This is a genomic window from Paenibacillus artemisiicola, assembly GCF_017652985.1.
Classification (GTDB): domain Bacteria; phylum Bacillota; class Bacilli; order Paenibacillales; family Paenibacillaceae; genus Paenibacillus_Z; species Paenibacillus_Z artemisiicola.
In genome coordinates this window covers 148553-156671 of the sequence record NZ_JAGGDJ010000010.1, presented here as the reverse complement: position 1 = coordinate 156671, position 8119 = coordinate 148553, and the positions used below count along the sequence as shown (strand labels likewise).

The window sequence follows — 8119 nt, the reverse complement described above, 5'->3', positions numbered from 1 at the left end:
GTCTGCGGCTGCAGCCGGAAGATCGCCGCGAGCGCTTCGCCGCCCGCTTCCGCGGACCATGCGCCGCCGGCTTCGGCCGGCCCGCTGCCGACCGGGCCGGCGGCCTCGCGCCGCGGCTCGTCCAGCTGGGCGGCCGCCTCCCGCTCCCGTTCCGACGCCGCGCGGTGCTCGGCGTCGGCCAGGCCGAGCGCCTTCTCCGCGTCCTGGAGCGCCGCCCGGTGGACGCGGACGGCTTCGCGCTCGGCTACGCCCGCCTGGAAGCCGTGCAGCGCCGCCTCCGTCCACGCCGGCGAAATCCGGCGCAGCAGCCCCTTCGCCGCTTCGCCATGCTCGGCCGCTTCCGCTTGCAGCTCGGAAGCGGATTGCCGGGCGGCCGCGATTTGCTCGGCGGACAGCAGCAGCGACTCGATGTCCGCCTTCCGCGCCAGCAGCTCCGCGTCGAAGCCCAGCCGTTCCAGCCGGCCCTCGAGCACGGCAGCCTGCTCCTCCGCTTCTCGGATTTCCTCGCCGGCGCGGCGCATTTCGGCCGTCAGCGCTTCCCAGCGGCTTCGCGCGTCGGCGGCGAAGCGCGGCGCGTCCGCCAGCTTCTCCCGCTCGCGCAGCAGCGCCGAACGCGCCAGCCAGCTCTCCCGGAGCTCCGCGGCGCGCGCGAGCAGCTCGCTCCGTTCCCGCAGCGGGCCGAGTCCCCGCTCCGCTTCGGCAAGCGCGACCTCGGCCGCCGCGATGTCGGCCGTCGCCGCGTTGAAGGCGTCGATTCCGTCCTCCAGCCGGCGCAGCTCGTCCTCCTTCTCCTCCAGCGACTTCAACAGCTTGTTCATGCGCTGGTTGCTGCCGCGCGGCCGGAACAGCTCGTCCAGCTCGCCCTGCAGCCGCTTCTCCGCGCCCGCGATCGCGCCGCCTCCGCTCCAGCCGGCATGGTACAGCTGCCTGCCGAGCTCGTCGCCTTCCAGCATCCCGATCGCCTGCAGCTCCGTGAGCGTGATGGCGAACAGCTCGCGGAAGATCCGTTCGCCGACGCCGCCCAAGTACCGCCGCTCCCACTGCGCCTGCGTCAGCGTTTCGGCAAAGCCGGCGACGTCCGTTTCCGGTTCGCGCACCTGCACCTTGCCCGGCGCGCTCGCGTGCCGCTCGGCGACGTACGTCCGGCCCGCGCCGTCTTCGAACGTCAGCCGGCCGCCATGCCGGCCGCCGTTCACCGGCTCCTGGCGTTCCGTCAGACTGCCCCGGTTAGCGAAACCGAACAGCATGGCGCGCACAAAGCCGAGCATCGTGCTCTTGCCGGCCTCGTTCGGCCCGTAGACGATCGTCACCGGCGCGTCCACGTCGCATGCCAAACCGCTCAGCTTGCCGAACCCGTCCACATGCAGTTCCCGCAGCCTCATCGCGCTTTCCCTCCTTGCGCCGTCGTATCCGGCTTCGGCGATTCCGTCTCGCCGGCCAGCAGGCCCGCGGCCAGCTCTCGGGCCCGTACCAGCCAATCCGGGCCCCGGCCCTTCATCGCTTCGCGGACCGCCCGGCGCAGCTTGGGATGGCCGAGCAACGGCTGAAGCGCTTCTTCCAACACATCCTCGAGCGGCTCCTCGCCGCGCTCGATCCGCCGGCTGCCCCGCACCAGTTCCCCGGCGAAGCTGTCTTCCTCCGCCAGCGCGGCCGGATCGGCATCGGCGCCGGCCGCCGATTCCAGCGACGCGATCCAGCACCAAGGCGTTTCCCCGGCTTCGGCCCCGGCGGCGCCGGTCCCGTAATCGCTTTCGGCCATGCGGTCCCGAAGCCCCGCAAGCAGCTCGTCAAGCCGCTCCGCGTCGCCCAGCAGGCCGTGCATCGGCCCTCTGCCGGTCAGCTTCAGGCGCGCCATCAGCGAACGCCCTTCGTTCGCGGCGGCGGCTTCGAGCGCGCGCCGCTCCATGGCGTCCAGCAGCGCCTGCTCCGACGTCAAGCCGTCGATCGGCGCGTCCAGATTCGCCCAGCGAACCGTATCGAGCGGCACGAACCGCAGCTTCGTCTCGCGGTTCGCCGCCACGTCGACGACGTAGCAGCCTTTCGCGCCCGTTTCCCTCGCGTGCCTGCCCTGCGTATTGCCCGCATAAACGACATGCGGATAGGCATGCAGCACCGCCCGCTGATGAATATGGCCGAGCGCCCAATAATGAAAGCCCGCCCCGGTCAGCTCGTCCAACCGGCACGGCGCGTACGGATCGTGGCTCGCGTCCCCGTCGACGTTGCCGTGCAGCAGCGCGATCTCGTACGTGCCGTCCCGCCGCGCTTCGTAACGCGCCGCCAAATTGGCCGTCACCGAACGCGACGCGTACGAGATGCCCGTTACGTAGGCGGCCAATTCGCCGCGCCGGGTATAAGCCGGAAATTGTTCGGCGCGCTCCGCCCCGAAGAACCGCGCGGATTCCGGCCAGCGCAGCATCGCCTGCCTGCCCGACAGCGGGTCGTGGTTCCCGTGAATAATAAAGAGCTGCACGCCGTGGGCATGCAGCCGTTGCCATTCCTTCTGCAGCGCTAGCTGCGCGTGCAGCGAGCGGTCCGCGGCGTCGTACAGGTCGCCCGCGATCACGACGAAATCGGCCGCTTCTTCGATCGCCGCGTCCGCGAGCCGGCGCGCCGCACGGAACGTCGATTCCCGGAGCGCCTCGCGCACCTCGGGCGGCGCGTCCGTCAAGCCGCGGAACGGGCTGTCGACGTGCAGGTCGGCCGCGTGTATGAACCGAAAGGGCACGCCCATGCTACTCTCTCCGCTCCGCCGCGTCCGCGGCCGGGTTCAGCTCCGCGTAGACCTGCTTCAGCTGCGCGATGACGCGCTGCAGCGAATACGCCTTCTTCGCCTTGCTCCAAGCCGCGCGGGCCATGTTGTAACGATAGTCCGGGTCCGACACGACTTTCTCGAGCGCGTTGCAGAGCGCCGCCGGATTCTCGGGCTCGACGAGCAGGCCGTTCACGCCGTCGTCGATCTGTTCGGCGATGCCGCCGACGTTCGTGCCGATGAGCGCGAGCCAGCACAGCGCGGCCTCGGCGAACACGGAGCCGAACGCTTCCGCCCGCGACGGGAGCACGAATACGTCGAAGAACGGCATGAATTCCTCCGGATGCAGCATGTACCCGTAGAAGATGATGTCGTCGTACAAGTTCAGCTTCTGCGCCAGCTGCTCGAGCTCCTCGCGGCTCGGTCCGTCGCCGATGACGTGCAGGACGAAGGGATGGCCCTTGGCTTTCAGCAGCGCGCATGCCCGGAGCAGCACGTCCAAGCCCTTCGCGGGCACCAGGCGGCACACGGTGATGAGCTGGACGACCGCGTTTTCGTGGGAGATCGGCTTGAAGCGCTTCTCGTCGAAGCCGTTCGGGATGACTTGGATCCGGTCCGCGTCGTTCATGTACGGGCGCAGATATTCCCTGAACGAAGCCGACGGCGTCAGTATCCGGTCGGCCTTCGATTCCAGCTCCCGGTAGATCGACGTCAGGAAGCGGTGCTCCGTTTCGCCTTCGACGATTCTGCCGTTCAGAATGAGCTCGCGCTCGAAGCTGGAATGGATCGTCATGACGAGCGGCGTGTCCGGAAACAGCTGCTTCATGACGAGGGCGGAAATCGGATGATGCGCGTGGATGATGTCGTAGCTTTTCTTGATCCGCAGCTTCGTCCACCAGACGTAGTCGCGGTAGGTCTGCACGTATTTATCGACGATGGCGTTGCCCTCGTAATTCGTCAGCTCGAACGTCTCGAAGGACACGGGCTCCTGCCCTTTGCCCCGGACCCGCTTCGGCAGCGAGAACAATTCCATCGGCCAGCCGAGTTTGCTGAACCGATCTTGAATGTAAGGAACCATGGAGGACACGCCGCCCGGCTGTTCCGGGGGGAAAAACAGTGCCTGCAAAATGTTCATGTCAAGCCCTCCCAATCCTTGCCTTTGCTTCTCGACTCGTAAAAAACATGATATACTAGAACATATGTTTCTGTAAAGCTCACGGAAAGCGCTCTTCCGGCCGATATCAACCTTGCGCGTACTCTCATTCTAGGTGGTTCAAACATGACGTTCATTCATTGGCTTGCCGGCTTATCCGGCCAGATTTTCGCTTCCGCCTGCGCGATGACCATTCTCGTGCTGATGCTCTTCATGGCGGTCAAGCTGTACAAGAGCTACCGGAGAAACCGGACCTATCTCCTGCTCGTCGTCATCCTCGGGGTCGCGCTGCTTCAGAACGCCGCCGCGCTCGGCATCGCCTGCTCCGCCTGGACGGTCGCGCCGTACTGGCAGCTCGCCCGGACGTTTTTGGATTTGCTTACGTTTATTATTATAAACTTTGTGTTCATGAAATTATATACCGGCCCGGCGGCGCGATTGCGAGGTTTTCCGTTCCTGCTCATGTTCGTCGGCCTCGCGCTCGTCACCGCGGGCCAGGTCGCGTTCACGCCTTCGATCGCGGATCCCGCGGCGGGCGCGGATGGCCTGCAGGCGCTGGCGGTCGATTTTTACGGGCTGGCGCTGACCCTCGTCGTCCTGCTCAACGTGCGCGGCATCGACCACCGCTTCAGTTATTCGGCGAGCCTGATCGTCTACTTCATGCGCCAGATCGCCGGGCTGGCCGACAACTATGTGTTCCACGGGGACGCGCCGATGCTCGTCATCCTCATCCGGCTGCTGCCTGTCATCTATTATACGCTCTTGTTCCTGCTCTTGTTCGAATGGGTCCTGGAGCGGCTGCTGCTGACGTTCCAATCGTCCATCACCGACGGCCTGACCAGCCTGTACAACCGCCGCCATTTCACGAAGAAGGCCGAACAGCTGCTTCGGGCGAACAAGCGGGTCGCGATCATCTTTTGCGATATCGACAACTTCAAGAAGCTGAACGACACGCAGGGCCATCATAAGGCGGACGGCGTCCTGAAGCAGGTCGCGGACATTCTGCGGGAAGAAACCGCGGGCATCGGCACGGCCGGCCGTTACGGCGGCGAGGAGCTGCTCGGGCTCGTGGCCGCTCCCGGGGCGAAGCCGGAAGCGGTCGCCGAAACGATCCGCAGCCGGGTGGAGAAGGAGACGATGGTGACGATCAGCGTCGGCGTCAGCCTGACCCGCGACGGTTCCTCCGTCGCCGAGACCGTCCGGCAGGCCGACGAGGCCATGTATCAATCCAAGACGACGGGCAAGAACAAAGTAACGCTGCACGCTTCCGTGCGCGCGTCCAAATCGCGCCAGACGGATTCGGCGGCGAAGCAGAACGCGAAAGCCTGACTTCCCGCGTCGGTCGCGTCCGTTTATCCGCGCCATGCAAAAAAAGACAGCTCCGTTCGGGCAAAGCCCGTCGGCGCTGTCTTTTTCGTTTCCCGCGGCCATATTAACGCTGCTTGTACGGAATCGGATCGGTCGTGCCCGCTTCGGCGAAGCCCTTCAGCCGCAGCCGGCAGCTGTCGCATTCGCCGCACGCTTCCTTCTCCCCGTTGTAGCAGGACGTCGTCAGGCGGTACGGCACGCCCATGCGCAGCCCTTCCGCCACGATGCCCGCCTTCGTCAGATGAATGAGCGGCGTCTCGATGGAGATCGGCTTGCCTTCCACCCCGACCTTCGTCGCGAGCGCGATCACGTCCTGCACCTTCGCGATGAACTCGGGGCGGCAGTCCGGGTAGCCGCTGTAATCGAGCGCGTTCACGCCGATGTAAATCGCTTCCGCGCCGACCGTCTCCGCGTACGACGTCGCGATCGACAGGAACAGCAGATTGCGTCCCGGCACGTAGGTAACCGGAATTTCGCCCGGTTCGTCCGGTACCGGCTCCGTGCCCGTCTTCGGCACGTCGATGCTGTCGTCGGTCAGGGCGCTGCCGCCGAACTCGCGCAGAAACCCGAGCTGCACGACCTTGTACCGGTCGAGCGTGCCGTAATGTTCGGCCACGGCGCGGGCATTCTCCAGCTCGATGATATGGCGCTGGCCGTAATCGAAGGAAATCGGATAGAGCTCGTAGCCCGCTTCTTTCGCGTAGCCCATGCACGTCGTGCTGTCGAGCCCGCCGCTTAAAATGATGACTGCTTTTTTCGTCAACTCAAACACCCCTTTTGGCCGGATCCCAAATGATTTTGTGCAGCTGCATGTTCAGCTTGACGCCGGTCAAGCCCGCGGCGAGCATCTTCTCGACCAATCTGGCCGGCGGCATGCTCTCCCAAACCGGGCTGAACAGCGCCAGCGCCTCGGTCGGATAATCGGCCAGCACCCGCACCGCGAAGTCGAAGTCCGCGTCGCTCGCAATGACGAACTTCACTTCGTCCTGCGGGCGAAGCAGGGCGAAGTTGCCGTGCAGCATCGCCGCGTTCTCGCCGGAATCCGGCAGCTTGTAGTCCATGATGTACCGCGCCTTCGGCGAACGAATGTCCCGCAGGAACGGCGCCAGATCGATCGCGCCGTTCGTCTCGACGTGGACGTCCTTGATGCGCTCGATCGCGCAGAGCGCTTCGAGCAGCGCCGCGGACCGGCCGCCGTACAGCAGCGGCTCGCCGCCCGTCATGCAGATGTGCTCCGCCTTATAGTCCCGCTCCGCCTTCGAGGCGATCTCTTCGACCGTCATCGTGAATTCCGCCTCGGCCGGCGGATAGCTGTATTTGGTATCGCACCAGACGCAGCGCAGGTTACAGCCGAACAGACGCACAAAAACGGTCGGGAACCCGGCACGCGTGCCTTCGCCTTCGACCGTTTCGAAAATTTCCACCATCGGCAGCCGGATCGCGCGCGGCTGCTTCCCGATCGGTTCAACCTGCATGATCGTCCGCCTCCATGAATGTCCTCGTGACCGCGGCATAGCTCGTCGGCGTCTCCCAGAGCCGGATTTCCTCGATGCGGACATTCGGATAGTGGCCTTCCTCGACCAGCGCCGCGTGAATCTGCTCGTACATCCAGACGACCATGTTCTCCGCCGTCGTGTTCATCGGCGGGAGCACCTCGTTCAGGTAGCGATGGTCGAGCACGTCGAGCACCCGCTCTTTGGCGATCCGTTTCATATCGGCGAAATCGATCGTCAGTCCGCGCCTGTCGGTCGTTCCGGACAGGATCGTCTGAAGCTTATACGTATGGCCGTGGAGGCTCTTGCACTTGCCTTCGTACAGATGCAGATGATGCGCGCTGTCGAAAGTAAACTCTTTGGAAACGAGCACCCTTCGGTTATGATACCGAAGCTGCCGCTCCTCAATATCGGTACCGAGCTGCTGGATGCGCTTCGGAATCTCGTAAGTCACGTTTTACACCTTCCTCGTAGTACGACTGCAAGTTTCGATTATAGCACAAGGAGGCTTGCTAATCTAGCCTGTCGGTCGCCGGTCAAACCTCGAGCCGGCCGTTCAGCACCGTGACGGCTTGTCCCGTCAAGCGCACGCGCTCCTCCCGGATGGTCACGCGAAGCTCCCCGCCTTTCGCCGACGCCTGGTAGGCGCGAAGCTCGTCCTTCCGCAGCCGTCGCTGCCAATAAGGCGCCAAAGCGCAGTGGGCGGAGCCGGTCACGGGATCTTCGTCGATGCCGGCGCCCGGATAGAAGGCGCGCGAGACGAAGTCGTAGCGCGGCTCCGCTTCGTCCGACCCGCGGCTCGTCACGATGACGCCCCGGGCGTTTACCCGCGCGAGCAGGGCGAAATCCGGCCGGAGCGCGCGGACCGTCTCTTCGCTGTCGACCTCGACCAGGTAATCCATGCGGTTGCGGCCCGTGTAGCGCGGAATGAGACCCAGCCCTTGAATCAGTTCCTCCGGCGCCGTCGCGGGCAATGCGGGCTCGGCCGGGAAATCGAGCGTGATCCCGTCCGCCGTTCGGTCCGCCGTCAAGATGCCGCTCAGCGTATGAAACCGCGCCTGCCGCCCCGGCGCGAGCAAGCCGTTCGTCCACAGGTAGTGCGCGCTCGCCAGCGTGGCGTGTCCGCACAGCTCCACCTCCTGCGTCGGCGTAAACCACCGCAGTCCGTAGCTGTCCGCCCCGTCGCGCAGCAGGAACGCCGTCTCCGGCAAATTCATTTCCGCGGCGACCCGCTGCATCCATTCGGCGTCCCGCTTCTCCTCCAGCAGGCATACCGCCGCCGGATTGCCGCGAAACGGCGCGGACGCGAACGCATCGATGATCGCGATCGAAATCGTCATTGTTTTCTCCTCCTCG

At 65.2% G+C, this 8119-nt stretch carries 8 protein-coding genes; 1 reads left to right on the top strand and 7 read right to left on the bottom strand.

The window, feature by feature from the left end:
- The 3 genes from I8J29_RS15350 to I8J29_RS15340 all read right to left on the bottom strand — a co-directional run.
- Window positions 1–1382: AAA family ATPase (locus I8J29_RS15350; protein WP_208848415.1), on the bottom strand; the 1382-nt coding region annotated here is incomplete at its 3' end.
- Window positions 1379–2731: a metallophosphoesterase family protein gene (locus I8J29_RS15345; RefSeq protein WP_208848414.1), complete on the bottom strand. Its 1353-nt coding sequence runs from the start codon at window positions 2729–2731 to the stop codon at window positions 1379–1381. The genes I8J29_RS15345 and I8J29_RS15350, both read right to left, overlap by 4 nt.
- A gap of 1 nt (window position 2732) precedes the next feature.
- Window positions 2733–3884, bottom strand: a complete 1152-nt coding sequence (locus tag I8J29_RS15340; RefSeq protein ID WP_208848413.1) for a glycosyltransferase family 4 protein — start codon at window positions 3882–3884, stop codon at window positions 2733–2735.
- 144 nt (window positions 3885–4028) lie between these two features.
- Between I8J29_RS15340 and I8J29_RS15335 the strand changes: the two genes are divergently transcribed.
- Complete coding sequence (locus I8J29_RS15335; RefSeq protein ID WP_208848412.1) at window positions 4029–5231, top strand: GGDEF domain-containing protein; 1203 nt, start codon at window positions 4029–4031, stop codon at window positions 5229–5231.
- Window positions 5232–5334: 103 nt separating this feature from the next.
- Here the strand turns inward: I8J29_RS15335 and queC are convergent, their stop codons facing one another.
- The 4 genes from queC to I8J29_RS15315 all read right to left on the bottom strand — a co-directional run bounded on the left by queC (window position 5335) and on the right by I8J29_RS15315 (window position 8103).
- Window positions 5335–6033, bottom strand: coding sequence for a 7-cyano-7-deazaguanine synthase QueC (queC, locus tag I8J29_RS15330; protein ID WP_208848411.1), 699 nt, complete (start codon window positions 6031–6033; stop codon window positions 5335–5337).
- A 1-nt stretch (window position 6034) separates the two neighbouring features.
- A complete protein-coding gene (locus I8J29_RS15325) occupies window positions 6035–6745 on the bottom strand; it encodes a 7-carboxy-7-deazaguanine synthase QueE (protein ID WP_208848410.1) in 711 nt (236 codons plus the stop codon).
- Window positions 6735–7217 (bottom strand): 6-carboxytetrahydropterin synthase QueD, encoded by a 483-nt coding sequence (gene queD, locus I8J29_RS15320; protein ID WP_208848409.1) that lies wholly within the window; start codon window positions 7215–7217, stop codon window positions 6735–6737. Before queD ends, I8J29_RS15325 begins: the two co-directional genes overlap by 11 nt.
- Window positions 7218–7299: 82 nt before the next feature.
- The gene (locus I8J29_RS15315) at window positions 7300–8103 is read right to left on the bottom strand and encodes a PhzF family phenazine biosynthesis protein (protein WP_208848408.1); all 804 of its coding nucleotides are present in this window, start codon (window positions 8101–8103) and stop codon (window positions 7300–7302) included.
- Window positions 8104–8119 lie beyond the last annotated feature (16 nt).